A 25,030-nucleotide genomic window follows, 5' to 3' on the forward strand; every position below is an offset into this window, starting at 1 on the left:
GTCGGAATACCTGTGAAACAGGGTAGCATCTCCCCTGGGTCGCGTCCAGTTCTGTGGGTTGGGGTTAGAACAGCCTGCCCCCCTCTCCCAGAGGGAGAGAGGATGGGGGTGAGGGGTGCCGCCGCAGATTGAGAGCTGCGGCAGCATCTCTAGCCGGCCAGCGCCAGGCGGGCGCCGTAGTCTGCCGCCGACCAGAGCTTCCAAGCAGCGTTGCCCTGCAGCTCCAAGACCAGATCGTGGTAGGCCAGGAGAGTGGGTCGGTGGCCGACACTGACGTAGGTGGTGTTGAGGTGCTGCAGTTGCAGGTAGAGCAGCTTTTCGTTGGCCACATCCAGGGCGCTGGTGGCCTCGTCCAAAATGGCGTAGCGGGGCTGAGTAATCAAAATGCGGGCAAAGGCCAAGCGCTGCTGTTCGCCCAAAGAGAGGGTGCTAGCCCAATCTTTCTCCACGTCGAAGCCGCCCACCCGCTCCGGCAAATCGGCCAGGTTCACCTGGGCCAAAACCCGGAGGAGATCTGCGTCGCTAAGATCCCGGCGGCGGCCCGGGTAGAGCAGTTGATCCCGCAGGGATCCCAGCAGCATGTAGGGCTTTTGCGGCAGGAAGAGCATCTCGGTGGTATCGGGGCGGGCAATGGATCCCTGGCCGTTGTTCCACAGGCCGGCAATGGCCCGCAGGAGGGAGCTCTTGCCGCTGCCGCTGGCTCCCACAATCAGCAGCCGTTGGCCCGCCTCTAAAGTCAAGGACAAATCCCGCACCAGGGTTCGTTCCGAATTAGGCGTTAGCAAAGTCACCTGCTGCAGGGCCAGTTGGGGAGCAATGCGGGTTTGGATGGTACTTTCTCGAGGGCGCAGCTGGCGCAGGGCAGGATTCTCCAAAGCTTCGTAAAAGGATCCCAGGCGGTTGATCCCGGCGGCAAAGCTGGAGATGCTCTGGATCTGGTTGGCCACAATCGAAAGGGCGCTCAGCACCTGGCTAAAGGCGATGGTAGCCTGGGTAATGGTGCCGAAATCGCGCACGCCGCTAAAGTAAAGGGGGGCCACAATTACGTAGGGCACAATGCGAGTGAAATAGTTATAGGCGTACTGAAAAATGTCGATAATGGCCTGCCAGATGATCAGCAAATTAAAGTTGCGCAAGGCGGCAGCAAAGCGGTTCAAGATCTGTCTCAGCTCCAGGTCTTCCCCTTGGTAAAAAGCAATGGACTCGGCGTTGTCCCGCACGTGGACTAGGCTGTAGCGGAAGTCGGCCTCGTAGCGCAGTTGATCGAAGTTAATTTTAATCAGCTTGCGGCCGGCCAAAATGGCGATCCCGGTGCCGATGGTAGCATAGATAACCAGCCCCACCGCTAGGGGTCGGGAAATGCTGTAGAGAATCCCAGTAAAGGCGTAGAGGGTGAGGATGGAGTCAAGAATATCCAACAAAAAAGAAAGAGTGGTGCCGGTAAAGGAGCGTACATCTTCCGAGATGCGCTGGTCAGGGTTATCGATCTCTGTGTTAGCGGCGTTGGAATCCAGCTCGTAGTAGGCCCGCCGATCAAAGTAGCGATCCAGAAAGTAGTCGGTCAGCCATTCCCGCCAAAACAGGGCCAGCTTTAGCCGTGTATATCGGTAAATAACCAAAATGGGGATGGCGGAGATGATCAGCACGCCATAGATGATCAAAAATTGCCAGAAGGTGCTCTCTTCTTTTTGCTGCAGAGCCGTGTCGATAAACCGGAAGATAAAGCTGATCATCACGTTCAGCCGGTTTACCGTTAGCGACAGGAACAGCAAAAAGGTCAGCAGCACCCATTGCAGCCAACGGCGGCAAATCTGGCGCCACACCAGCCCAAAGGCCAGGCTGCTCAGGGCCAAACTGGCTGCGGCCACCCATAGCACCGGCGAGGCTAAATTCCTCTCTGTTTGCTCGACCAAGCCTGCTGCTAGGGTGCGGAAGAACTCTGGAAAAAGAGCCTGTCCAACCAGGGTTACCCCAATCTCGACAAAAAACATGAGGGCAACCACAAACACCATGGATGCTGCTAGCAAGCCGAAGAAGATCCAGCCCCCGTAGCGCACCGGCGGGTAGAAGTAGGGTTGCGCTACGCTGATAAAGCGATCCCAGAGTTGGCGGTCGAAGTTAAATTGGGCGGCTTGGGATTCCATGGTTGCGGTTGTCGGCAAGAGCGCGGGGTATTGATATTTTTCAGGCTAGCAGGTCAGGGATCCGCATCTCTGTCCAACAGGAGCCAATCCATCGGGAATCTGAGGAAGAGCCCCGTTGCCTACTCTGGAACATTTCCGATCTGGCTCCATAAATCCTTATATCCAGCCAGATCTTATGCACGAGCATGCGCTTGTCCAAGGCCCAACCTTCTTAGGCGGGATCCCCCTGCAGCCGCTTTTGCCAGGCCGCTTGGGCTGCCAGCCACACCGTCTGGACCGGCACGCGGAACTCTTGGGCGCGGGCCACACAGTCGCGAAACTCCGGCTGGGCGTTGACGATGTGGCCGTGGCGGCAGGCCACCTTGATGTCCACCAGGCCGTAGGGGGTTTCCACCCGCTCGATCCTTCGCTCCAGGACGGTGCGCTGCTGCTGGGAGTGGCGGATGCCCAGGGTGGTGGTTTCCCGGAAGATGAGATCTTGGCACTCCGGCACCCGCTCCGGCGGGCAGATCACCGTCAGTAACACTCCCGGCCGCCCTTGCTTCATGGTGATGGGCTGGGTAAACACGTCCCAGGCACCTAGGGCCAGCAACTGCTCGCAGGTATAGGCAATCACTTGAGGGTTGAGGTCGTCAATCTGAGTTTGCAACACCGAGACGATCTCGGTCGGCTCTTCCCCCTGGGACTGGCCAATCCAGAGACGAAAGATGTTGGGAATGGGCAGCTCGCGGCTGCCGGCCCCACGCCCCACTTTTTCCAACCGCAGCGGCGGACAGGGCCCAAACGCTTCTGCCAGCGCCACCGCCAAGGCCGCGCCGGTGGGGGTGACCAGCTCGGCTTCCACGCCGTTGCTGAACACTGGCACACGCCCCATTTCCCACAGCTCAATCACCGCCGGCACGGGCACCGCTAGCTGGCCGTGTTCGGTGCTGACCCAGCCGCCGCCAATGGGGTGGGGAGAAGAGATCACCTGCTCCACCTGCAGCCAATCGAGACCAACACAGGTGCCGACGATATCCACCAGGGCATCGACCGCCCCCACCTCGTGGAAATGCACTTTTTCCAGGGGAACCTGATGAACTTTTGCCTCCGCCTGGGCCAGCTTCTCAAAGACCTTGAGGCTGCGGGCCTTGACTGCGGGGGCCAGCCGGGATCCGGCAATCAAAGCCTGGATCTCCCTCCAGGGGCGGGCGGGCGGGGACTCGTCCAACACCTCCACCACCGCTTGCAGAGCCGGCTGGCCGCACCGCTGCACCCGGCATACTTGTAGGCTGTATTCTCCTTCGAGGCCCAGCGCCTGGAGCTGCTGGTTGAGATACTCCAGGGGCACCCCGCAATCCAGCAGCGCCCCCAGGCACATGTCGCCGGCAATGCCCGCTGCGCAGTCAAAGTAAGCTACTTTCATACCAAAGCATGTTGACTTGACATACTCCCCTCGCCTAAAGGCGAGAGATTCTTGACGCTTCACAAACTGCTGCTGGCTAGCCAGTCTTACGCAGTCTCCACGTCCGTTTTAGAGTCGGGCGATGCCCCATCCCGACTTGCTTTAGGTTGTTGGCAGCGTTGACGTCCCTGTCATGCACTGCCCCGCAACCGTCGCAGACCACCACACGGGTAGCCAAATCCAACTTGCCCCAGTGCCAGCCACAAGCCGAACAGTACTGGCTTGTAGCCTCCCACCGGTCGATTAGGCGCACTTCCCTCTGGTACTTCTCACCTTTGCCCTCACAGAGAGCCCGAAAGGTATGCCACCCCTGCTGACTAATCGCCTTGGACAACCGACGGTTTTTCAACATCCCGCTAACGTTGAGGTCTTCCAAGCACACGACTTGGTTTTCGACCGTGAGCTGGGTTGACAACTTGTGCAGGAAGTCGAGCCGCATGTCGGCAATGCGGTTGTGCAGCTTGGCAATCCTCAGCCGGGTTCGCTCCCACCGATGGGATCCCTTCACCCGCCTGGCAAGCTGCTTTTGCAGCTGGGCAATACGGTTGTACAGAGGCCTATAGTTGGGACTGGGGAACTTGGCCCCATCGCTTGTGGCGGCGAAGGTCTTAATCCCCAAATCCACTCCAATACTGGGTGAGCGAGCAGGGATGCTAACAGGTTCCGTCTCCACCACAAAGCTGACAAAGTAACGCTCGGCAGTGTCTTTAATTACAGTGACGGAACTAGGGGTACTCGGCAAAGGTCGGCTCCAAATAGGCTTAATGGCTCCCACCTTGGCCAAGTAAACCCGCTTACCGTTGATAGAAAAAGCTCCCCTAGTTAGCGTTGCTGACTGCTTGGCTGCTTTCTTTTTGAGCTGCGGCGCACCTCCTTCCTGGGCAAAGAAACGCTGGTAAGCTTTGTCCAAATGTCTGAGAGATTGCTGTAAAGCAACACTTGAAACTTCGCCCAACCACGGAATCGATTGCTTGAGCTCGGTTAGGCGCTTGGCCAAAGCGTTGTACCCTGGATACTTCCCAACGGCTTGGCAGTGGGCTAAGGCTTCATTCCAGACGTACCTGACACAGCCAAACAACTTGGCAAGCTTCTGCCGCTGTTGGTCTGTGGGGTAGAACCTATACCTGTATCGAGCTTTCATGGGCTAGAGTCAAGTTAGCATTTCCAAGATAGCACATGAAATTAAGGAGAGACCGCAACAGTGTTTCTAGCCTGCAGGCCCATTTGGTGTTTGTCACAAATCCAGGCGAAAGATATTCACTCAAGAGAGTTTGAACTTGATTGCGGAGGCGTTTAAGAGTGTTGCCCGAAAGATGGACTTTGAGGTCTTGGAGTTTAACGGCGAGGCAGACCACGTCCGCCTTCTAATTGCCTACCCGCCCAAGTGGTCTATCTCTCAAATGGTGAATGTGCTTAAGGGAGTTTCGAGTCGCAAGTACGGGCAAGCTAAACTACCTAAACCTTGCGGCAAGAATGCCTTGTGGAGTCCCAGCTACTTGGCTTCTAGTGTTGGGGGTGCTCCTCTGCAACTCTTAGTGGCCTACATCCAAAACCAAGAAAAGCTGCCCTAGAGGGCAGGGTTTTAGACCTAGATTTTCTGATAAGAACTTGCGGAAGGAGTTGAGCCCTTTGAAGCGTCCTGAGGTACTAAAGGGGGGATCCCAGATGCCGTCAACACTTTGCATCCTTCTAGGGATCCTGCTGGGGGCAACGCTGCTGCTGTGGGGCCTGTGGGGATCCCCGGCGGGTGGCCAGACCCGTCTCAACTTCAACAACGCCGATCTGCAGGGGCAGGATCTGTCGCGTCAGGACTGGCGGGGCAGTAGCTTTGTCAGCGCCAACCTGCAGGGCGCCGACTTGCAGGGGGCCAACCTGGCCGGCGTGGCCTTCACCAAGGCCAACCTGGCAGGAGCCAACCTGGCGGGGGCAGATCTCAGCAACAGCCTGCTGGATCTGGCCAACCTAGCGGGCGCCGATCTCAGGGGGGCCAACCTCAGGGGGGCAATCGCCGCGCGGGCCGTTTGGGATGGGGCGCAGATTGCCGGCGCCGACTTTAGCGACGCCTACGTGGATCGGGCAGCCCTGCGGCAACTGTGCCAGCGAGCAGAGGGATCCCATCCCATAACCGGGGTTTCCACCCGCGCGAGTCTGGGCTGTCCTTGAAAGCCGGCAAAAAAAGGTGAAGAAAACAGGATCCCTGAACCCTCTTGGCCGGATCGCCCCTTAGATTGGGGGAGGTGTTACCCTGCCCCACCATGAGCAAGCCCAGCTTCGCGGTCATTGGCCTAGCGGTAATGGGGGAAAACCTGGCCCTCAACGTCGAGCGCAATGGCTTTCCGGTTGTCGTCTACAACCGAACTCGCGCCAAAACCGAGCAGTTTATCCAAGGGAGGGCCCAAGGCAAGCAGATTACCCCCGCCTACAGCCTGCCGGAGTTGGTGCAACAAATGGAGCGGCCCCGTAAAATCTTGATCATGGTCAAGGCAGGCCCAGCGGTGGATGCTCTCATCGACGAGCTCAAACCGCTGCTGGAGCCGGGCGACATCCTCATCGATGGGGGCAATTCTCTCTACAGCGACACCGACCGGCGCGCCGCGGCCCTGGAGCCTACTGGGATCCACTTTGTCGGCATGGGGGTGAGCGGCGGGGAAGAAGGCGCCCTCAACGGCCCCAGCCTCATGCCTGGCGGCAGTCTGGAAGCCTATCGGCAACTGGAGCCCATCCTCACCAAAATTGCCGCCCAAGAGCCGGATGGCCCCTGCGTCACCTACCTGGGGCCCAAAGGGGGCGGGCACTACGTGAAGATGGTGCACAACGGCATCGAATACGGCGACATGCAACTGATTGCCGAGGCCTACGACCTCATGCGCAGGGGGCTGAAGCTGTCAGCCCCCCAGATGCAGGAGATCTTCCAGGCCTGGAACGAGACGGAGCTGGAGTCGTTTTTGATTGAGATTACCGCCAAGATCTTGGGGACGCTGGATCCGGAGACGGGCAAGCCGCTGGTGGATCTCATTTTGGACAAGGCGGGGCAGAAGGGCACGGGCCTGTGGACGGTCAAGGACGCCCTGGATCTTGGGGTGCCGGTGCCCACCATTGAGGCGGCAGTGCAGGCTCGCATCCTCTCGTCGATGAAAGAGGAACGGGTGGCCGCCTCCCAGCAGTTGCCAGGGCCAGGAACAACCTTGGAAGGGGATCCCGACAGCTTCCTTCAGGATCTGCGCGCCGCCCTCTACTGTTCCAAGATCTGCTCCTATGCCCAGGGGATGGCCCTGCTCAGGCAAGCCACCGTTGCCCACGGCTATGTGTACACCTTCAGCGAGATCCCTCGCATTTGGAAGGGGGGCTGTATCATCCGCGCCCGCCTCCTGGGCAAAATCCAGTCGGCCTACCAAAGGGATCCGGAGCTAGTCAACCTCCTTTTGGATGAGGAGTTTAAGCGGGCCATCCAGGAACGGCAGGGATCCTGGCGGCGAGTGGTGGCCACTGCAGCAGCCTTGGGGATCCCGATCCCGGCCATCAGCGCCTCCCTGGCCTACTACGACAGCTACCGCACCGCCGAGCTGCCCCAGAACCTCACCCAGGCCCAGCGGGATTTCTTCGGCGCCCACACCTTTGAGCGCATCGACAGGCCGGGCGTCTTTCACCATGAGTGGAGCACCTGTTCCCGTTAGCAACGGGTAGCATGAGGAGGTCTTGGGATCCCTCTCCGGCCGGGGATCCGGAGGCGAAGGAGAATCTGTTTGAGTTTGATTTGATATGGACATTAAATTGGCCGTGAATGGCACCCTGATGCGGGGGCTACCCCTCAATGAGAACCTACTGCAAATTGGGGGTCGCTTTGTGCGGGAAGCCCAAACAGCCGCTTGTTATCGGCTTTGGTCCATCGACGGTCTTTATCCAGGCATGGTACGGGTTTGCCAGGGCGGTTCTGCAATTGCTCTGGAGATTTGGGAAATCCCTGCCCATGGGTTGGGTCAACTCCTTTTGCAAGAGCCGCCAGGCTTGTCAGTGGGCCGCATTCTTTTGGCAGAAGGGGAGGAAGTGCTGGGGATCCTAGCCGAACCCTACCTGTGTGAGGGGCAATTGGACATCACCGCTTGGGGGGGTGGCGAGCCTACATCGCTTCCAGAAATAGACAGGAATAATCGCATTTCACCAGCTTTTCCCAGTCGCAGCTTCGACATCAGTTGACCCGCTGGGGATCCCGCCACAGTACCTGGCCCTGCCGCATCGTCAGCACCACATCTGCCGGGGTAACCCGAGTGAGAATCGACGCAATTAGATGACGACTGGCCCGCAAATGAGGACGGGTGAAGTCCAGCACCACCAAATCGGCGGGCAGCCCCACATCCAAATAGCCGTACACATCGGATCCCAGTAGAGGCCGTAAATGTCGGATGTTGCTGGTCACCATCTTCAAAATCTCGACTGGATCAGGGCGCACCGCATCTCCAAACTGGCTTTTGGCCACTTTGTAGGTGAAATCCAGCTCTGCCAAAAGGTTCGGGCTATTCAAAAGTCCGTTGTCGGTGCCTAGCAAGAGATTGGCCTCACTCTCCAGCAGGCGGGCAATCGGCGGGAGAGGCAGTCCCAAGTTGGCATTGGCCCGTGGGTTCAAAACGACATTCACCCGATGCCGGGAGAGCAATTGAATTTCCGCTGCGTTGGCCACCGTTGCGTGAATCACCAAATGGGGACGGTAAAAATCAAGAGCACGCTCCAAATCTCCCCGTCCGGCGATGGCCAGACTGACCTCTCGATACCCCTCATTTTCCAGACAGTGGATGGCCCGCAGCTTGCCTATTTTCTCGGTCAGGTCGTGGATCTGCCGCCAGGCGGGTTCCGTCAAATCGTTCAGGGTGCTCTCGGAAAATCCATCTGCTACTGCCAGAATCTCTTGCAATTCTTGATAGGCTTGGGGGTTTAAGGGATCCCGATTTTGCCGCAATTGCTCCTCACTGAAAGGGAGGCTCTCAAACTGGCCCAAGATCACTGAGTGGATCCCGGTTTGGGCTGCAGCTTCCCGCAACAGTTGGCAGCCGTAGACCCCCTGCTCGCGAAAATCGATGTGTCGGATGGTGCCCGTTGCCGCCATGTAGCGCAGGTGAGCGGCGATGTGTTCCAGGTGCTGTTGCGGCGACTGTTTGGCTAACTCTCGATATTTGTAGCCGTCAGGTCGGAAGAACCCCTCTTCCAAAGTCAGGCCTGTCGCCCCATCCGGCAGACAGCTATCCCCTATGTGGGTGTGGCTGTTGGTGAAAGCCGGCAAAATCACCCAGGATCTCTGTTCCAACCCAACAATGGGATCCCCCAGTTCCATGCAGGTAACGGTGTCTTGTTCTACCCCGAAGCGGGAGCAGCGATGGGGAACCAGATCCGGGCCGGCCAGAACAACAACCTCTTGCCATTGAAAACCCATAAAACCCACTCGCAAAACTCATCAGACTTGAGAATGTTATCAGTGCCAAAAACGGGCTAACCGAACTTTGGGTGAGCGGGAAGGACTTTTGCCAGCATAAAGTGAAGCATCAAAGAATCGAGAAAACCGTAATTTAGACTACCAAAACTTCTCGATAGAGGCTATATAAATCCAGTAGTTGGTGCCAGGGGTTCAGCAGAGGTTCAGAACCTCACCGAGTCTGCTGGGTCTCGTCTTTCCAGAAAGCTTATTCACGAATAGGATTCTCAACATGAGCCGGCCATTGTTTCGTCATCTGTACACTCGTAGGCAGCTCCTTCGCTCTGGTGCTGCCGCCGCTGCCATCACCTTGACCTCACAGTTGTGGCGTGCCCAGGCCCAGAACAAGAAAGAGATCACCATCGGCTTTATTTACGTTGGCCCCAAAGATGACTTTGGCTGGAACCAGGCCCATGCAGAGGGAAAAGTTGGCTTGTCCAGCCTACCTTGGGTGAAAACCGTTGAAGAAGAAAATGTGCCGGAAACGGTGGCCGTGGAAGAAACCATGCGGGCCATGATCGAGCAAGATGGGGCAACGGTACTCTTTCCCACTTCTTTTGGCTACTACGATCCCCATATCCTGCGGGTAGCCAAGGAATATCCAGAGGTACAATTCTTTCACGCCGGTGGACTTTACATTGAGGGAGTGCATCCGAAAAACGTCGGTAGCTACTTCGGCTACTTGGATGAAGGCCACTACATCAACGGGGTACTGGCCGGTTCCATGACCAAAAGCAACCGCCTTGGGTTTATCGCCGCCAAACCCATTCCCATTGTGTTGCGCAACATCAACAGCTTTACCTTAGGAGCCAAGAGTGTCAACCCCAACATCACCACTCAGGTGATCTTTACGGGAGATTGGGCTCTACCTGTCAAAGAGGCAGAAGCTGCCAACAGCATGGCCGACCAAGGCATCGATGTGCTCACCTGCCATGTGGACAGTCCCAAAATCGTTATCGAAACAGCAGAGCGGCGAGGTCTGATGAGCTGTGGTCACAACACCAGCCAAGCGGCGCTGGCTCCCAAGGGCTATTTGACGGGCGCTGAATACAACTGGACAACCGTCTATACCCAGCTTGCCGAAGCCATCCAGGCGGGCAAAACCCTGATGAACGGTGGGATCCCCCACCTCATTCGGGGGGGTATCAAAGAGAAATTCATTAAAACTTCTCCCTGGGGACCGGCAGCCAGCGATGAGGCCAAAAAAGCTGGAGAAGCGGCCCTTGCCCAGTTGCAAGCTGGCTCGTTGGTCATTTACAAAGGCCCTCTCAAAGACAATACCGGCAAAGAGGTGATCCCTGCCGGAGTGGAATACGGCCAGCGGGCAATCGAGCTGGAATCCATGGACTACCTGGTGGAAGGCGTGATCGGGAGTATCTCTAGCTGATGGCTACCACCTCTTCTGCTGTTTCCCGCTCGGTTCCGCTGCGGTGGCGCTCCAGCCTTGAGCCGATCCTACTGCCCTTTGGGGCTTTGTTGGCCTCGCTGTTGATCTTCGGCTTGTTTTGTGCCATGGCCGGCGCAAATCCCTTCGCCGTCTATGGCTCCATCTACAGAGCTGCCTTCGGCAGTTGGTTCTCTTGGCAAAATACTCTGCAACGGGCGGCTCCCCTGATGCTCACCTCCCTGTGTACCATCCTGCCGGCCCGCATGGGGCTGGTGATCATCGGCAATGAAGGAGCTCTGGTGATGGGGGGGGTGGCAGCTGTGGCGATGGGGCTGTGGGCGGGATCCCTGGCTCCACCCGTGGTCGTTTTCCTGATGGCCTTGGCGGGCATGGTGGCCGGTGGCCTGTGGATCATGGTGGTGGGGGCACTGCGCCACTACCGGGGTGTGAATGAAACCATCAGCAGCCTGTTGATGAACTACATTGCCATTGCCCTGATGAACCATTGGGTGGGGGGGCCGCTGCGGGATCCCAGTTTCTTGAGCAAGCCCTCCAGCTTTGCCATTGACGAGGCCAACATGTTGGGTCGGCTATGGGGCACCCGCATCCACTTCGGCTTGGTCTATGGCATCGTTGCCTGCCTGGTTGCCTATGTGTTGATTCAACACACCACGTTGGGTTTTTCGGTGCGCATAATAGGGGGTAACCCAAAGGTGGCCCGAATGGTGGGGATTGCTGTCGGTAAACTCACACTGTTAATCACCTTTCTGGCCGGCTCCTGTGCCGGCTTGGCGGGCATGGTAGAGGTGGCTGCCGTACACGGGCGGGTCAATGAGTCCTTGACTGTGGGCTATGGCTACAGCGGCGTTCTGGTGGCCTTTGTCGCTCGACAAAACCCAGCCGCAGCAGTGGCGATGGCTATCCTCCTGGGAGGGATCCTGGCCAGCGGCAGCATTTTGCAGCGCTCCCACAATTTGCCGGATGCTACTGTGTTGGTGTTTCAGGGCATTGTCTTTTTGCTGATTCTCTACAGCGAATCCCTCTACGGGCGCTTCGACTTTTTTCGGGATCGAGAACCCTCAGAACCAGCCTAGATAACTGGCCCCCGAAGTAGCAATGATTTGGTCAAGTAACCAATTCAGTGGTCAGGAGAAAAACTCAGATGGAAACAGAAGCCCTAGGATGGTGGGGGATCCCCTTGGCGGTGATCGCCGGAACCTTGCGGGGAAGTGCGCCTTTTTTGTTCGTCAGCTTGGGGGAGTGTCTGACGGAAAAAAGCGGCAAAATCAACCTCGGCCTAGAGGGATCCCTGTTGATGGGGGCAATGAGCGCCTACGCCATCTCCTTCCTCACCCAAAACACGGCAGGCAGTGTGGTCGCGCCTTGGTTAGGGGTATTGGTGGCCGGGTTTGCCGGTTTAGCCTTGGGAGGGATCCACGCCTTTTTGGCCCAACAACCTCGGGTTAACGATGTTGCGGTGGGCATTGCTATGATCATCTTTGGCAGTGGAATGGCCTTTTACCTGGGCAAACCCTTCATTCAGCCCGCAGCCCCCCGGCTACCTGCCTTTGAGTTGGGAAATTGGAGCAGCAGTCCTGCCATTCAAGCTGCCCTAAAAGTGAGCCCACTTCTGCTGCTGGGGATCCTCCTGGCCTTTGTCATGCACTGGTTCTTTCGCTCCACTCGTTGGGGCCTATTCGTGCGGGCTGTGGGCGACAACCCCGATGCAGCACGGGCCATGGGGATCTCGGTGCCCAAGGTAAGGGCTCTGTGCATCATGGCAGGCAGCTTCTTGGCAGCCGTGGGAGGAGCTTACCTGTCCCTATACTACCCCGGCAGTTGGACAGAACGCATTTCCAGCGGACAAGGCTTGATGGCCGTGGCCCTGGTGATCTTTGCCAAGTGGAACCCGTTGCAGTGTTTATTGGCTGCTTTTTTGTTCGGCGGAGCTCAGGCGATTGGGCCAGCCTTGCAGTCGGTGGGTGTGCAGTCCAACTACTACCTGTGGAATGCCGCTCCCTACGTGCTGACCTTGGGGATCATGATCCTGACCAGTTCTCCGCGGCGAACCCTGGCAGGCATGCCTGGGGCCTTGGGCACCGGGAAGTAGCCGACTGGCTATAGTCGAAGTGAACCCGATTTAGGAATCCCTGGTTATGACCGCTGTACAAACCCGACCTGCCAATACCCTGACTCTGAGAGAGGTTCACGAGCTCTTAGGGCTGTGTCGGGGAGATTCTTTAGAGTTCGAGGAAAAACTGGACTTACCCCCTTTGACTGAACGGGAGATTGAGGAGCTGACCCAACTCCAGGAATTGTATTTTAGCTATCTGGCCGATGACACTCTGAATGAAGGGCAAGTCAAATTTCTGTTTGTTTCTCCACTTCTCAAACTGGCAGGCTTTCTATCGAGCGACATCAAAATTAATCTAGAAGAAAATATTGCCGATATTATCGTTGAGGAGGAAGAAGGCCAAGTTGCCATCAAAGGTCGTGTAGACTTACTCGCCATTAGAAGAGGAGCAAGAGAGAGCTTTTGGATCCTCGTGATAGAAACCAAGGGAGGAACAGTAGCTACAAGCCTGGCCATTGCCCACTTATTGACCTATGCTTACAAAGGAATAAAAAATCAAGAATTTGTTTGGGGATTAGCTACAAATGGAGAAGACTACCAATTTATCTTGTTACAGCAAGGTTCACCCATTACCTACCATTATCTACCTAAGCTGGGATTGCTAGATAGCAAATCGATACATCGGCTTTTACAAGTTCTTAAATCCATTCGACTAACTCTCTAACCCATTCCATCTTCATCAGCAAAGGATTTGATCATGAGTGGACTCGGTGGCCTGAATAAAACTCCCAACGGTGTTGTATTGGGACTGGTGCAACTGCAGCTACCCAATGTGGTTACTCCCGATGATCTGGCGGCGCAAACCCAAAAGATAGTCAGTATGGTGGGGAAGGCTCGCCGCAGCATGCCCAGCATGGATTTGGTGGTCTTTCCGGAGTACTCTCTGCACGGCCTGTCGATGGACACTAATCCGGAGATCATGTGCCGACTGGATGGACCAGAGGTAGCTGCCTTCAGTGCCGCCTGCCGAGAGAACGATATTTGGGGCTGCTTCTCAATCATGGAATACAACCCGCAGGGTAATCCCTATAACAGCGGCATTATTCTCGACAATCGAGGGAACCTACAACTGTACTATCGCAAGCTGCATCCTTGGGTTCCCGTCGAACCTTGGGAGCCGGGAAATTTAGGGATCCCTGTCTGTGATGGCCCGAATGGCTCAAAGATTGCCCTGATCATTTGTCATGATGGCATGTTTCCAGAAATGGCCCGCGAGTGTGCCTACAAAGGGGCCGAGATTATGTTGCGCACTGCCGGATATACTGCCCCCATTCGCCACAGTTGGCAAATTACCAATCAGGCCAATGCCTTTTGCAATTTGATGGTGACGGCCTCGGTGTGTATGTGTGGGTCGGATGGCACGTTTGATTCTATGGGGGAGGGCATGATCTGCAACTTTGATGGCACCCCCCTGGTCATGGGATCCCATCGCCCTGATGAAATCATTACTGGCGAAGTGCGCCCAGATTTGGTGCGGGAAGCTCGCATCCATTGGGGTGTGGAAAACAACATTTATCAATTCGGACACCGTGGCTATGTGGCCGTCAAAGGCGGAGCCCAAGATTGCCCCTACACCTACATGCAGGATTTGGTGAATGGGGCCTATCGCCTGCCCTGGGAAGAGAAAGTGATCCACAAAGATGGCAGCGCCTGTGGATTTCCTCCTGCCACCCGCCTTTACCAGGAATCCTCCCTCACCGAGGCAGCTTATACTGGCTCTACTTGAAGATTTCGTCGATACTAGAAACACTACACCCGCGTAGACTGGGCAGATGAGGAGTTTAAGCAGGCCCTCCAGGAACGGCAGGGATCCTGGCGGCGGGTGGTGTCCACAGCGGCTGCCTTGGGAATCCCGTTCGCGTCAGTGGTGCGGAGCACTTTCCCGGCCATCAGCGCTTCTTTGGCCTACTACGACAGCTACCGTACCGCCAACCTGCCCCAGAACCTCACCCAAGCCCAGCGGGACTTCTTCGGGGCCCACACCTTCGAGCGCATCGACAGGCCGGGCGTCTTTCACCATGAGTGGAATGCCTGTTGCCGTTAGCAATGCGTAGCATCAAGAGGTCTCCGGAAAAAAGTTGAACCGCGCACCTCCGTATGGAAAGGCTCCCCTTCCTGAGGAAAATCCTCGCGGAAATGGGCCCCGCGGCTTTCCTCCCGCAGCAGCGCCCCCTGAGCTACCAGACGGGCCAGCAAAAGCAGACTGCCTGCCTCGGCCTCTTCCCGGGTGGCCCAAGGCTTTTCCTGCAGGGGAAGTGCCTTGACAAAGGTCAGAAAAGCCCGCAGCCGTGTTCCCTCCCGCACAACGCCCAAAGCTTCCCCAACTCGATGCCTGAGAGCCGGCAGGATGTCGGGAGACGTCGCCAGAACGGGTAGCCTCTGCAGCTGTCGGGGAAAGCTCACCTCTCCCAAATCTTGCAAGGCAGCCAAGGCGGCCCGCTTGCCCATGACCAGCCCTTCCAAGAGGCTGTTGGAAGCCAAGCGATTGGCCCCGTGCAGGCCCGTGGAAGCCACCTCCCCAGCAGCATAAAGGCCCGGCAGGCCGGTGAAGCCGAAAGTGTCCGTTCGGATCCCACCCATCACGTAGTGAGCCGCGGGAACAACTGAGAGCAGATCCTTCGTGGGATCCAGCCCCAAGGCGCGGGCAGAGGCAACAACGGTGGGAAAGCGCTCCTCCAGATGTTCGACGACCCGCAGATCCAGGTAGGTTCCCCCTGTCTGCTGCCGCTCCCAGAAAACGGCCCGAGCTACCACATCCCGCGGCGCCAGCTCTCCCAGCTCCGCATAGCGAGGCATAAAACGCTCCCCCAAGGCGTTGAGGAGAACAGCCCCTTCTCCTCTTACTGCCTCGCTCACCAGCGCTCCATTGGGCAAGGCCGTGGGGTGAAATTGCACAAACTCCAGATCCCTGAGAGTGGCCCCTGCCCGCCAGGCCAGCACCATTCCGTCGCCGGTGGCCCCCGGGGGAGCTGTCGAGACGGGGAAAAGGCTGCCAAATCCTCCCGTAGCCAGGAGAACTGCCCCGGCCCTCACCTCCACCGGCCCTTCAGGGCCAAGCAGCAAGGCCCCCCCTACCCTGTCCCCCGCCAGCAAAAGGCTTAGGGCTGTGTAGCCCTGCAAAGGCAGCCTGTTGAGGCGAGCCAGCAAACCTCTCAGAAGCCACAGTCCGCTCCGATCCCCCCCCAGATGGCGTACCCGCGCTTGGGAGTGGCCCCCTTCCCGGACAGGTTGGGGATGGAAAGGAAGGCCCCAGCGCAAAAGTCTCTCCAGGTGCAAGGGTGCTTCCTCCACAATGGAGCGAGCCACCTTTTCTTCCACCAGGCCGCGGCCCGCTTGCAAGGTGTCTTGGATATGGGCTTCTACGTCCGCCTCATCCACAGGAAAAGCCACCCCACCCTGCGCCCAAGGGGTAGAGCCAGAGGGAAGGGGATCCTTGCTTACCACCAGAGTTGTCGCCCCCTGGGCTTCGGCCCACAGGGCTGCGTACACCCCCGCCACCCCTGCTCCCAGGATCAACAGGTCTGTTTCTAACAAGGGCGGCGCCCCGTTCTTCCCCTCCACCTCTAGGCTCCGGCGGGCACTGACAGCATGGCCAGGATGGACTTGCGGGCTTTTTCGGCCACCGCCTCCGGCACCTGGATCACGTAGCGCATCTCCACTAGGGAGCGGTAGATCTTCTCCAGGGTAATTTTTTTCATATACTCGCAGACGGCGTCCGCCTTGACGGGGATAAAGGTCTTATCGGGGGCCTCTTTTTGCAGCCGGTGGAGAATGCCCACTTCGGTGGCGACCACAAACTCGCGGCTGGCCGAAGTTCTGGCATAACGCACCATCCCCTCGGTAGAAAGGAGCTTGGCGTCCGGCTTGAGAAATAGACAACTGGAGCCGCAACTGCACTCGGGGTGGATGAGGAACTCCGCCTCCGGGTGCTTCTCTGCCATTGCCTTGAGGTGCTCCTCGCGAATGCCCACATGGACGTGGCACTCGCCGGGGAATAGATCCAGCTCCCTCCCCGTTGTCTGGGCTACATAGGCCCCCAGGAACATATCCGGCACAAAGAAGATGGGGCGATCCGGCGGCAGGCTGGCCACCACCTGCACAGCGTTGGCGCTGGTAACGCAGACATCGGCCATGGCTTTAATCTCGGCGGCCGTGTTGACATAGGCCACCACCAGCCCCTCGGGGTTGGCCTCCTTCCAGCGCAGAACGTCCTCTGGGCGGATGCTGTCGGCCAGAGAGCAGCCCGCCTCCAGATCCGGCAGCAGCACCGTCTTTTCCGGGTTGAGGATAGCCGCTGTCTCGGCCATGAAGTGGACGCCAGCAAAGACAATGACCTGGGCATCTGTCTTTTGGGCCTCGCGGGCCAGGCCCAGGGAGTCTCCCACAAAGTCCGCCACTTCCTGCACCTCGGGGAGTTGGTAGGAGTGGGCTAGGATAACGGCCTGCCTTTCCTGCTTGAGTCGAGCAATTTCCTGGACAAGGGTTTCTTGGGTCATGGTGAACCTTCTGTTTTGGCTGGGCCGGCCACGGGTGCAGAGCTGGACTGGTGCGGGGCTAAGGAGAAGTTGCCAGCAGGCAGCAACTGGCCTTCCTGCTTTAGGCGGGATCGTTACCTAGCCTAGCATTAGAAACAGCGCTCCCTGGGGCAAACCTCAGGGCCGCACCACGAGCAAGGAGAGATCCAGGGCCTTGGCCGAGTGAGTCAGGGCCCCCACACTGATGTAGTCAACGCCTGCCTCCGCCGCTTTCCGGGCGCGCTCTAGGTTCATGTTGCCGCTGGCTTCTAGGGGAACTTTCCCCCCTACCCGTTGAACGGCAGCCCGGATCTGCTCCAAGGGGAAGTTATCGAGAAGGATGAGATCGGCGCCTGCCGCCAAAGCCTCCTCCAGCTCCTGGAGGTTGCGCACCTCAACCTCGACCTTGAGGTGGTGGGGGGCACCTGCTTTGGCCCGCTGGACGGCTGCCAAGATGCCGCCGGCACCGCGAATGTGGTTTTCCTTAATCAAGATGCCGTCGAAGAGGCCAAAGCGGTGGTTTTTGCCGCCCCCTACCCGCACGGCGTATTTCTCCAGGGCGCGCAAGCCGGGGGTAGTTTTGCGGGTGTCCAGAAGCTGGGTTGAGGTTCCCCGCAGCGCCTCTACGTAGGTGCGGGTGAGGGTGGCAATGCCGGAAAGCCTTTGGAGAAGGTTCAGCGCCAGCCGTTCTGCCGCCAGAATGCCCCGCAGGGATCCCTTGATCTGGACTACCTCCTGGCCAGCGACAACAGAGGCTCCCTCCTCTACCTGGGAGGCGAACGCTAGCTGGGGATCCACCAGCCGGAAAACCCGCCTGGCAATTTCCAGGCCAGCTAGGATCCCTGGCTCCTTGGCCAGGATCACCGCCTCCCCCTCAACGCTGGGGGGCAGGGTCAGCTCGCTGGTGAGATCGCCGTGGCCGAGATCTTCTTGTAGCCAGGCACACAGGGTCTCCTCCGGGATGTATAATGCTTGTGTCATCTTTCGCTTTAGTTACCTATGGCCTCGGTTGGATCCTCTAGACCCAAGGGCGGCACCTTCAGCCGTCGTCAGCTGCTCAAAGCAGGAGCTGCCGCTCTTGGAGGCAGTTGGCTGGCCGCAGCAGGGGCTCAGGCTCAACGACGGGCTTCCCCCACTCTGATAGTGGCCCAGAGATCCAAGCTCGAGCGAGTTTCCTATGCTACCAACTGGTATGCCCAGGCCGAGCATGGCGGCTTTTATCAGGCGGTGGCCACAGGCATTTACCGCGAGTATGGGCTAGACGTCACCATCAAAATGGGTGGCCCTGGCGTCAACATCACCCAGATTTTGGCTGGCCGAGCCGCCGACTTTGCCATGGGGGGAAGCGCAGGGGTCATCAACGCTGTGCGGGAAGGGATCCCGCTTATCTGCGTGGCGGCTATTTTCCAAAAAGACCCCCAGGTTCTCCTCGCCCATCCCGGCACCCAGCGCTTGGAGGAGCTCAAGGGCCGACCCATTTTCGTATCCAAGGGGGCCTTTACCACCTACTGGCCCTTCCTGAAAGCCAAGTACGGCTTTACTGACGACCAAACCCGCCCCTACAACTTCAACCCCGGTCCTTTCCTGGCGGATCCCAGCTCGGCCCAGCAGGGGTATCTCACCTCTGAGCCTTTTGCCATTGAAAAACAAGGAGGCTTTAAGCCAGTGGTCTTCCTCCTGGCCGACTACGGCTACAACCCCTATGCCACCACCATCGAGACGCGGCGCCAACTGGTGGAAAGCAAGCCTGACTTGGTGCAGCGGTTTGTGGATGCTTCTATCAAGGGCTGGTACAGCTTTTTGGAGGATCCCCGCCCCGCCTACCGCCTCATCAAGCAGGATAACCCGGAGATGACTGATGAGCAGTTGGCCTACAGCTTTGGGAAGCTGAAGGAGTACGGCATCATTTTGTCTGGCGATGCCCTGGAAAAGGGCATTGGCGCCATGACCCACGAGCGTTGGCAAAGCTTCTTCGAGAGCATGACAGTGGCGGGTGTCTTTGAGCCAACCATTAACTACCAAGCCGCCTACACGTTGGACTTTGTCAATAAAGGCACTGCCTATTACAAAAGCTAGGTCAGGTTGCAAAAAAGGGAAGGGGGAGGGGATTGCATCGGTTTGGAGGGTGCTGCCGACCGTTCCGCTCTGCCAAAGGCCCTCACCCCCAGACCCTCTCCCTTTGGGAGAGGGGGACTAGGCATCTCACTGCTCCACTGCTACTTGTCAATGAATGGCTGTAACTAACCTTCGGGTATCCTGCCGACCGCTGGCCAAAGCTACTGCTCGGCAATGGTGACGTTGAAGCCCTTGTTCTTCAAAGTTTCAGCGTGGTAGCGGGCATATTCCAGTTGTTCAAATGCTGCCAACTGCACGAACTTCTGGCCGTTCACATCTCTTACAAAAGCGTCATTGGCAACTTGCCGAGCTCGCGCCAAGCTTTCCTCTCCGGAGTAGGTGGTCAGCACCAAAAAAGTTCCTTCGCCGCGGTTAGGCCCCAAGGAATCGAGATCGTTGCTGTGCAGGGGCACCGTGAGCAAAGATTCTGAAACAGTGGCCACTTTGGGCTGAGAGGGGCGCTCCAGGCTGGCTGCCACTTTCTCCACTGTTTTCGGGCGGGAAGGAGCAGGTTTCTGTGCAGCCGCGGCCAAGTTGGTTTGTAGGCTGTCCAACAAGTTGGCGACATCCTGAAGGGGATCGACCCGCAGCTCCTCCAGATTGGGAGTGTTGGCCAACCCTAGCGCCAACTGACTGGGATCCAGCCCACCTGAATAGAACTCTTCCCCTACCTGTCCTGGCAGCGGCTCCAGGGGAAGCAAGGGCAACCGGGCCAAATCCACCTGGGCAGGGATCCCTTTTTCCGTCTTGTGGGCCAGGACAGCGGTTTGGGGAAGCGACAGCTCTTCCGGCCAGATCAGCCAGCGCACCCCAAAGCCGATCCCCGCGCAGGAGAGGGCCCACACCAGCAAGACCCAAAGAGGGGAGAGCACCCCCGCCGGCCGTGGCGTTTCTTCCTCCTCCAAGTCTTCCACGACTTCTTGCATCAGCACAGGTGAAGAGCGCTCCACGGGGATATCGCTTCCAAGGGGATCTGCCCACGGCAAGGGGACAGATGGCCTGCGCTGCAAACGTTGCCAGAGGCGAAATCGCTCCAATTCCTTGAGCTCATCCAGATGCAAGCAGCTCAGCGCTTCCTGAAGCGTCAGTTGAGGAGTCGGCTGGGCTTGCGGGGCCCTCGGTAGGGGTCGAGTAGCATCTGAGGGAAGTGGAGAAAAACTCATAGGCAACTCACCCTCGCTAGACTAAGAGCTAGGAAGCCAGCAGAACCGATCCGGTGCTGAACCCGAGAACCGCTTAACCACAGAGCCAACCCCAGGGACAAAGGCAAGCCATCACTACCATGCCACAAGCCGAAGGCCTTCTTCTAGGGATTGGCCGCAAGATAGAGGGCGCGCACATCTGCCGGCAGATGCTGAAGCAGGAGCTGGCGAGCGGAGGCAACAATGGCATCCACCTCCTCTGGGGCGAGGTAGTACCTGTCAGCTTTGAGCTGGGCAGCGATGCGCTCCGGCGACCAACCAAACCGATCCCGTAGCAGCAGAATAAAGCGCATATCTCCCGGCAAGTTGTCCAGAGCCGCGCTCAGGTAACAGGCCAATGCCGGCGAAAGAGGGGGCTTCGCTGCACCAGCGCTCGCAGTTTGAGGAGGGGCAGCCTCACCCTCAGCAGCGCCGTCAGACCGCCCCGCAAAAGGCCAGATCAGCTCGCGGATTTGCGCCGCCAGCCAGGGTGCCAGCACCGGATCCCCGCCCCCCTCGCTCTGGAGCGTGCGGACATCGAGATGCTGAAGGCGCGCATACAGGCGCAGCCAAACCTCCTCTCGCCAAGCAGCCCGCTGCTCCGGGGGCAGATGCTCGGCCAGGATCCCATCCACCCAGGCGCAGTAGCGGCAAAACAGGGCGATGAAGTAGCGCGCCGCCTGCGGCTGCCGTTGAAAGGCTCGCAGCAGTTCCAGATCGCTGTGGTGGGCCACCCCCTTCACGATAGAGGCCTCGCACTCCCGCCAAAGGGGAGTCACCACCTCAACCATAATCCCTCTCGCCAGAAAGAAGCTCTCTAGCTATTTTCCAAGATCTCTCGACAGGCCGATAGCAACTGCTCCTGCTCCGGCAGGGTTCTTAGGCCAATGCGCAGATAGCGATCCCCCAGCTCTGGAAAGCTCAGGCAATCCCGCACCAGGATGCGGTGCTGCCGCAACAGCTTTTCTTGAATCTGCGTAGCGGAGCCAGGGCAGCGCACCAGCACAAAGTTGGCTTGGCCGGGCCAGGGATCCCAGCCGGGTAGCCCCTGTAGACCTCTCAGCAAATGCTCCCGCGCCGTAGGCAGCCAGGCCAGGGTGCGCCGGCGAAAGTCTTCATCTGCCAGAGCCGCCGCCGCCGCCACCGCCGCCAATCCGTTGACGCTCCAGGGATCCCGCCACTGCCGCCAGCGCCGCCAGTGATCCGGATGCCCCACAGCAAAGCCGATGCGCAAGCCGGGCAAGGTAAAGAACTTGGTCAGCGAACGGATGACGATGGTGTTGGGGTGGGCCTCCAGGTGAGGGATCAAAGTCTGGCTGCGGGGCAGCTCTCCCACCTCTGAGCTGGCGTCCAGAGGGGGCAGCTCCTGCGGGGCGTCTCCTGGCAAAAAGTCCATAAAAGCCTCATCCACCACCACCTGCTCGAACTGGGGCAGAAGGGGCAAGATGTCTTGCCGGAGGAAAAGCCGGCCCGTCGGGTTGTGAGGATTGTTTAGCCAGAGCACCCGGCCTGTCTTGTCCGCCCGGATCTCTTTCTGCAGCAAGGCCAAGGGGGGGGATCCCTGAGAGGGCAAAAGATCCAAACCCCTGAGGGTTACACCCGCCGCCCGCAGGGCCCGCTCATAGTCCCCAAAAGCCGGCCGGGGCAGCCAAACCTCCCGTCCCTGGGCATCGCGGGCCGCCCAGGTGAGCAATTCCGCCGCCCCGTTGCCCACGAAGATCCACTCCGGATCGACCGCCCAGCGCTGCGCCAAACAGGCCCGCAGCTCGCGGTAGTCGGGATCCGGATAGCGGCTAATCGCAACTGGATCCGACGCCGACAGGGCCCGAGCCAGAGCTTGCAAAACCGACTGCGGCGGACCCAGGGGGTTGAGGCTGGCCGAAAAATCCAAAATAGCCTCGGCAGGGCAGCCGGCAATGGCTGCCCCCCAAGCGCGATTGCCACCATGCTGAGGCCGTTGCACGCCTGTCCATCCCAAAGCCCAGGTTCGCTGAGAGAACTCCGCCTGAGGAGCGCGAACGGCTGGGATCCCGTCAAACTCCCGAAGACTTGTGGCCACCTGCCACCGCATCGCGGAAAGTTTTGCCTGCAGTGAAAGTCGGGACAATGCTGGCTGGGATCACCATCTTCTCGTTGGTCTTCGGGTTGCGACCTTCCCGTTGTTTGCGCTTGCGGGCCTCAAAGGAGCCGAAGCCCACCAGGGTCACCTTTCCTTTGGGTTCACCGTTTTCATCGCGGGATGCGACCTCTTCGACAATGATCTCCAGCGCCGCCGTCAGGACAGCTTCAGCTTCTTTTTTGGTTACGTTGGCGCGATGAGCGACGGCATCCACAAGCTCTGCCTTGTTCATCCTGATCTCCTCGTGAGTTAGGCAATAGGGTTAAAACAGACTCTGGCCGCGTACTTGCGAGGTGCTGCGAAGCAACCACGGCCCAGAGTGTTCTCAGTTTTTAGGAGCGGGGCTTGCCCTGCACTGCGCCAAGGCGCCGCTGGCGCGAATGGCAGGATTGTGGCAGTTTGGCTCCAAATCACTGACATATTCTACAGCCAAGTTAGGGCAGAAGCCGGTTGGAGAAGGGATTTTAGGGGGGCTGAGTGGAATTTTTTGGGAACAAAGAGAGATCAACCGATAATCCTAATATCCACTCCCCTCGAATGCCGGGGCAAGTCGCGCCCAGGGCCTCACGAGTCACGTTGGAAGTAGGCCCGCATCACCTCGCGAAAGATCGGGGCGGCCCGGGATCCACCCCCGCCGCCACTGTTTTCCAGAAAGACCACGACTACCAATTCGGGCCGGTCGTAGGGGGCATAGCCGACAAACCAGGCGTGGGAGCGCCGCGGCGGATCCTCGGCGGTGCCGGTTTTGCCGGCGGTGGGGGGAAAGCCCGGCCCCAGGTTGGCGTTGCCGCCGGTGCCGTAGACCACCACATCCCGCAACCCCTGCTGCAGGATCTCCAGCGTGGCGGGGGAAAGACCCACCTTCTGCCGCAGGGGCACGGGGCTTTCCGGGATCACCTGCTGCGAGAGCAAGGGGCGAACCCGCCAGCCGCCGTTGGCCACCGCTGCTGTTACCACCGCCATCTGCAGCGGCGTGGCGGTGATAAATCCCTGGCCGATGGACATGTTGACCGTATCGCCCACGTACCAGGGCTCGCGCCAGTGGCGCTGTTTCCACTCGGCGTCGGGCACCAGCCCAGCAGCTTCCCCTTTGAGGCCGATCCCGGTCAATTGCCCCAGCCCGAAGCGGCGCGACCATTCTTGCAGGGGGGCGGCCTTGGTGCCCAGGGCAATTTGGTAGAAGAAGGTGTCGCTGCTGTAGGCCATCGCCTGGCGGTAGTTCAGCCGCCCGAAACCGGCCCGGTTCCAGTCCCAGAACCTCCACCCGCCCACCTGGATGTAGGGGCCGGTCTGCAGCACCGTATCCGGGGGAAAGGCTCCCGACTCGATCCCGGCGGCGGTGGTGATGATTTTGTAGGTGCTGGCGGGGGGATAGGGCCGCAGGGCGCGGTTGAGGAAGGGGAAGTCCCGCTGTTGCAGGCTCTCCCACTGGGCTTGGGTGATGCGGCTGGAAAAGAGGTTGGGATCAAAGGTGGGATAGCTGGCCATGGCCAGGATCGAGCCGTCGCGGGGATCCATGGCGACCACTGCTCCTTTCTGCTGGCCCAGGGCCTGCTCCGCTGCCTGCTGCAGGCGTACATCCAAAGTCAGCTGCAGGGTGTTGCCCGGTCGAGGCGCTTGCTCTCCCAGCACCCGCAGCACTTCTCCCATGGCGTCTACCTCCACCTGGCGCCCGCCCCATTGGCCGCGCAGATGGCTCTCGAACAATTCCTCCACGCCCATCAGGCCGACGATATCCCCCAGGCGATAGCTGGGATCGGCCCGCAGTTGTTCCTGCGAGATCTCGCCGGTATAGCCCAGCAGGTGGGCGGCCAGGTCGCCATGGGGATAAAACCGCACCGTCTCTGCCTCCACCATCACCCCCGGCAGCTCGCGGCTCATCTCTTCCAGTTGAGTGACCACCTGGGGGCTGGCGTTGCGCAGGATGCGCACCGGAAACGGGGAGCGATAGCCCGCCCGCTCCAGTTTTTGGGCAATCTCTTCGGGAGCCATGTTCAAGGACCGGGCCAGCTTGGGGATCGTCTCCTGCCAGCCCTGCCGCGATTGCACCAGCGGCCACAGGAAGACCGAGTGGGAGAGCTGGCTGCCCGCCAACAACACGCCGTTGCGATCCACAATGCGCCCCCGTTCCGGCGGCTGGGGCAAGAGACGAATGCGGTTGGTATCGGCCAACTGGCGGTAATACTGGGTGCGCACCAGTTGCAGGTAGGCCAGGCGGGATCCCAGCCCTCCAAACAGCAACACGCTGGCCAGCAGGAGCAAGACAACAGCTCGGTAGCCCTGGCCCACCGCTTTGGCTGGCGGGGATCCCAGCCAGCGAGGGCTCCTGGGCGGCGGGGGAAGGACGCGGCGCGGGTCGGGGGGCCTGGAGTGGAGAGAAAACAGGGTCTTCGGATCCCGTCCCGCCGATGAGGCGGGGCCGCCAACAGGGTAAAGTTTGGCCATGAAGAATTGCTGCAAAAGTTGCAACTCATCCACCCAGCGCACAACGTCACACGTCTGGGCGGGCCGTCTCGGCCTCCCTCCAGTAT

The 25,030-nt window shown here is 59.0% G+C and carries 21 protein-coding genes and 2 pseudogenes; 11 read left to right on the forward strand and 12 right to left on the reverse strand.

Going from position 1 to position 25,030, the window contains the following annotated elements; genetic code table 11:
• Positions 1-149: 149 nt before the first annotated feature.
• The 3 genes from ACVWXC_RS03320 to ACVWXC_RS03330 form a co-directional block, all read right to left on the reverse strand.
• The gene (locus tag ACVWXC_RS03320) at positions 150-2,144 is read right to left on the reverse strand and encodes an ABC transporter ATP-binding protein/permease (protein WP_457391142.1); all 1,995 of its coding nucleotides are present in this window, start codon (positions 2,142-2,144) and stop codon (positions 150-152) included.
• Between the two features lie 211 nt (positions 2,145-2,355).
• Positions 2,356-3,549: a nickel pincer cofactor biosynthesis protein LarC gene (gene larC, locus ACVWXC_RS03325; protein WP_457391140.1), complete on the reverse strand. Its 1,194-nt coding sequence runs from the start codon at positions 3,547-3,549 to the stop codon at positions 2,356-2,358.
• A gap of 76 nt (positions 3,550-3,625) precedes the next feature.
• Entirely contained in the window at positions 3,626-4,729 is a 1,104-nt protein-coding gene (locus ACVWXC_RS03330) for an RNA-guided endonuclease InsQ/TnpB family protein (protein WP_099812285.1), read from the reverse strand.
• Between the two features lie 35 nt (positions 4,730-4,764).
• On the opposite strand from ACVWXC_RS03330, the pseudogene tnpA reads away from it, so the two are divergent.
• The 4 genes and pseudogenes from tnpA to ACVWXC_RS03350 all read left to right on the forward strand — a co-directional run bounded on the left by tnpA (position 4,765) and on the right by ACVWXC_RS03350 (position 7,782).
• Positions 4,765-5,159: pseudogene (tnpA, locus tag ACVWXC_RS03335) on the forward strand (IS200/IS605 family transposase).
• A gap of 94 nt (positions 5,160-5,253) precedes the next feature.
• A complete protein-coding gene (locus ACVWXC_RS03340) occupies positions 5,254-5,751 on the forward strand; it encodes a pentapeptide repeat-containing protein (protein ID WP_457391138.1) in 498 nt (165 codons plus the stop codon).
• A gap of 92 nt (positions 5,752-5,843) precedes the next feature.
• Positions 5,844-7,262: an NADP-dependent phosphogluconate dehydrogenase gene (gndA, locus tag ACVWXC_RS03345; protein WP_457391136.1), complete on the forward strand. Its 1,419-nt coding sequence runs from the start codon at positions 5,844-5,846 to the stop codon at positions 7,260-7,262.
• A gap of 85 nt (positions 7,263-7,347) precedes the next feature.
• Entirely contained in the window at positions 7,348-7,782 is a 435-nt protein-coding gene (locus tag ACVWXC_RS03350; RefSeq protein ID WP_457391134.1) for an allophanate hydrolase-related protein, read from the forward strand.
• Here the strand turns inward: ACVWXC_RS03350 and ACVWXC_RS03355 are convergent.
• Complete coding sequence (locus ACVWXC_RS03355; protein ID WP_457391132.1) at positions 7,775-9,010, reverse strand: amidohydrolase family protein; 1,236 nt, start codon at positions 9,008-9,010, stop codon at positions 7,775-7,777. The genes ACVWXC_RS03350 and ACVWXC_RS03355 overlap by 8 nt on opposite strands.
• A 271-nt stretch (positions 9,011-9,281) precedes the next feature.
• Between ACVWXC_RS03355 and ACVWXC_RS03360 the strand changes: the two genes are divergently transcribed.
• The 6 genes and pseudogenes from ACVWXC_RS03360 to ACVWXC_RS03385 form a co-directional block, all read left to right on the forward strand.
• On the forward strand, positions 9,282-10,436 hold the full coding sequence (locus tag ACVWXC_RS03360; RefSeq protein ID WP_457391130.1) for a BMP family ABC transporter substrate-binding protein: 1,155 nt from the start codon (positions 9,282-9,284) through the stop codon (positions 10,434-10,436).
• Entirely contained in the window at positions 10,436-11,530 is a 1,095-nt protein-coding gene (locus ACVWXC_RS03365) for an ABC transporter permease (RefSeq protein ID WP_457391128.1), read from the forward strand. The genes ACVWXC_RS03360 and ACVWXC_RS03365 overlap by 1 nt, the downstream gene beginning before the upstream one ends.
• 68 nt (positions 11,531-11,598) lie before the next feature.
• On the forward strand, positions 11,599-12,546 hold the full coding sequence (locus ACVWXC_RS03370; RefSeq protein ID WP_457391126.1) for an ABC transporter permease: 948 nt from the start codon (positions 11,599-11,601) through the stop codon (positions 12,544-12,546).
• Positions 12,547-12,592: 46 nt separating this feature from the next.
• Positions 12,593-13,234: a restriction endonuclease subunit R gene (locus ACVWXC_RS03375; protein ID WP_457391124.1), complete on the forward strand. Its 642-nt coding sequence runs from the start codon at positions 12,593-12,595 to the stop codon at positions 13,232-13,234.
• A 33-nt stretch (positions 13,235-13,267) separates the two neighbouring features.
• The gene (locus ACVWXC_RS03380; RefSeq protein WP_414357565.1) at positions 13,268-14,296 is read left to right on the forward strand and encodes a formamidase; all 1,029 of its coding nucleotides are present in this window, start codon (positions 13,268-13,270) and stop codon (positions 14,294-14,296) included.
• 51 nt (positions 14,297-14,347) lie between these two features.
• Positions 14,348-14,614 (forward strand): annotated as a pseudogene (locus ACVWXC_RS03385) (NADP-dependent phosphogluconate dehydrogenase); the annotation flags it as partial.
• Here ACVWXC_RS03385 and ACVWXC_RS03390 read toward each other — a convergent pair.
• The 3 genes from ACVWXC_RS03390 to nadC form a co-directional block, all read right to left on the reverse strand.
• Positions 14,611-16,104, reverse strand: coding sequence for an L-aspartate oxidase (locus ACVWXC_RS03390; protein ID WP_457391122.1), 1,494 nt, complete (start codon positions 16,102-16,104; stop codon positions 14,611-14,613). The pseudogene ACVWXC_RS03385 and the gene ACVWXC_RS03390 overlap by 4 nt on opposite strands.
• A 29-nt stretch (positions 16,105-16,133) precedes the next feature.
• On the reverse strand, positions 16,134-17,066 hold the full coding sequence (gene nadA / locus ACVWXC_RS03395; protein ID WP_011429831.1) for a quinolinate synthase NadA: 933 nt from the start codon (positions 17,064-17,066) through the stop codon (positions 16,134-16,136).
• Positions 17,067-17,222: 156 nt separating this feature from the next.
• On the reverse strand, positions 17,223-18,065 hold the full coding sequence (gene nadC / locus ACVWXC_RS03400; RefSeq protein ID WP_011429830.1) for a carboxylating nicotinate-nucleotide diphosphorylase: 843 nt from the start codon (positions 18,063-18,065) through the stop codon (positions 17,223-17,225).
• An 18-nt stretch (positions 18,066-18,083) separates the two neighbouring features.
• On the opposite strand from nadC, the gene ACVWXC_RS03405 reads away from it, so the two are divergent.
• Positions 18,084-19,160, forward strand: a complete 1,077-nt coding sequence (locus tag ACVWXC_RS03405) for an ABC transporter substrate-binding protein (protein ID WP_099812296.1) — start codon at positions 18,084-18,086, stop codon at positions 19,158-19,160.
• Positions 19,161-19,360: 200 nt separating this feature from the next.
• Here ACVWXC_RS03405 and ACVWXC_RS03410 read toward each other — a convergent pair whose 3' ends face one another.
• From ACVWXC_RS03410 to mrdA, 5 genes are all read right to left on the reverse strand, one after another.
• Positions 19,361-20,125 (reverse strand): ECF transporter S component family protein, encoded by a 765-nt coding sequence (locus ACVWXC_RS03410; RefSeq protein ID WP_240527877.1) that lies wholly within the window; start codon positions 20,123-20,125, stop codon positions 19,361-19,363.
• A 380-nt stretch (positions 20,126-20,505) separates the two neighbouring features.
• Positions 20,506-21,171, reverse strand: a complete 666-nt coding sequence (locus ACVWXC_RS03415) for an RNA polymerase sigma factor (protein WP_011429827.1) — start codon at positions 21,169-21,171, stop codon at positions 20,506-20,508.
• Between the two features lie 26 nt (positions 21,172-21,197).
• Positions 21,198-22,343, reverse strand: coding sequence for a pyridoxal phosphate-dependent aminotransferase (locus tag ACVWXC_RS03420; protein ID WP_011429826.1), 1,146 nt, complete (start codon positions 22,341-22,343; stop codon positions 21,198-21,200).
• 70 nt (positions 22,344-22,413) lie between these two features.
• Positions 22,414-22,731 (reverse strand): HU family DNA-binding protein, encoded by a 318-nt coding sequence (locus ACVWXC_RS03425; RefSeq protein WP_011429825.1) that lies wholly within the window; start codon positions 22,729-22,731, stop codon positions 22,414-22,416.
• 332 nt (positions 22,732-23,063) lie between these two features.
• Positions 23,064-24,944, reverse strand: coding sequence for a penicillin-binding protein 2 (gene mrdA / locus ACVWXC_RS03430; RefSeq protein ID WP_099884555.1), 1,881 nt, complete (start codon positions 24,942-24,944; stop codon positions 23,064-23,066).
• Positions 24,945-25,030 lie beyond the last annotated feature (86 nt).

The sequence above is a fragment of the Thermostichus sp. OS-CIW-20 genome (assembly GCF_054061455.1).

What these genes read in the sequence shown, in the direction of transcription:
- larC (WP_457391140.1), bottom strand. Translation starts at nt 3,549, where the DNA reads ATGAAAGTAGCTTACTTTGACTGCGCAGCGGGCATTGCCGGCGACATG.
- ACVWXC_RS03340 (WP_457391138.1), top strand. Translation starts at nt 5,254, where the DNA reads ATGCCGTCAACACTTTGCATCCTTCTAGGGATCCTGCTGGGGGCAACG.
- gndA (WP_457391136.1), top strand. Translation starts at nt 5,844, where the DNA reads ATGAGCAAGCCCAGCTTCGCGGTCATTGGCCTAGCGGTAATGGGGGAA.
- ACVWXC_RS03360 (WP_457391130.1), top strand. Translation starts at nt 9,282, where the DNA reads ATGAGCCGGCCATTGTTTCGTCATCTGTACACTCGTAGGCAGCTCCTT.
- ACVWXC_RS03355 (WP_457391132.1), bottom strand. Translation starts at nt 9,010, where the DNA reads ATGGGTTTTCAATGGCAAGAGGTTGTTGTTCTGGCCGGCCCGGATCTG.
- ACVWXC_RS03350 (WP_457391134.1), top strand. Translation starts at nt 7,348, where the DNA reads ATGGACATTAAATTGGCCGTGAATGGCACCCTGATGCGGGGGCTACCC.
- ACVWXC_RS03415 (WP_011429827.1), bottom strand. Translation starts at nt 21,171, where the DNA reads ATGGTTGAGGTGGTGACTCCCCTTTGGCGGGAGTGCGAGGCCTCTATC.
- ACVWXC_RS03425 (WP_011429825.1), bottom strand. Translation starts at nt 22,731, where the DNA reads ATGAACAAGGCAGAGCTTGTGGATGCCGTCGCTCATCGCGCCAACGTA.
- ACVWXC_RS03380 (WP_414357565.1), top strand. Translation starts at nt 13,268, where the DNA reads ATGAGTGGACTCGGTGGCCTGAATAAAACTCCCAACGGTGTTGTATTG.
- ACVWXC_RS03375 (WP_457391124.1), top strand. Translation starts at nt 12,593, where the DNA reads ATGACCGCTGTACAAACCCGACCTGCCAATACCCTGACTCTGAGAGAG.
- mrdA (WP_099884555.1), bottom strand. Translation starts at nt 24,944, where the DNA reads ATGGCCAAACTTTACCCTGTTGGCGGCCCCGCCTCATCGGCGGGACGG.
- ACVWXC_RS03405 (WP_099812296.1), top strand. Translation starts at nt 18,084, where the DNA reads ATGGCCTCGGTTGGATCCTCTAGACCCAAGGGCGGCACCTTCAGCCGT.
- ACVWXC_RS03365 (WP_457391128.1), top strand. Translation starts at nt 10,436, where the DNA reads ATGGCTACCACCTCTTCTGCTGTTTCCCGCTCGGTTCCGCTGCGGTGG.
- nadA (WP_011429831.1), bottom strand. Translation starts at nt 17,066, where the DNA reads ATGACCCAAGAAACCCTTGTCCAGGAAATTGCTCGACTCAAGCAGGAA.
- ACVWXC_RS03330 (WP_099812285.1), bottom strand. Translation starts at nt 4,729, where the DNA reads ATGAAAGCTCGATACAGGTATAGGTTCTACCCCACAGACCAACAGCGG.
- ACVWXC_RS03320 (WP_457391142.1), bottom strand. Translation starts at nt 2,144, where the DNA reads ATGGAATCCCAAGCCGCCCAATTTAACTTCGACCGCCAACTCTGGGAT.
- ACVWXC_RS03370 (WP_457391126.1), top strand. Translation starts at nt 11,599, where the DNA reads ATGGAAACAGAAGCCCTAGGATGGTGGGGGATCCCCTTGGCGGTGATC.
- nadC (WP_011429830.1), bottom strand. Translation starts at nt 18,065, where the DNA reads ATGACACAAGCATTATACATCCCGGAGGAGACCCTGTGTGCCTGGCTA.
- ACVWXC_RS03410 (WP_240527877.1), bottom strand. Translation starts at nt 20,125, where the DNA reads ATGCAAGAAGTCGTGGAAGACTTGGAGGAGGAAGAAACGCCACGGCCG.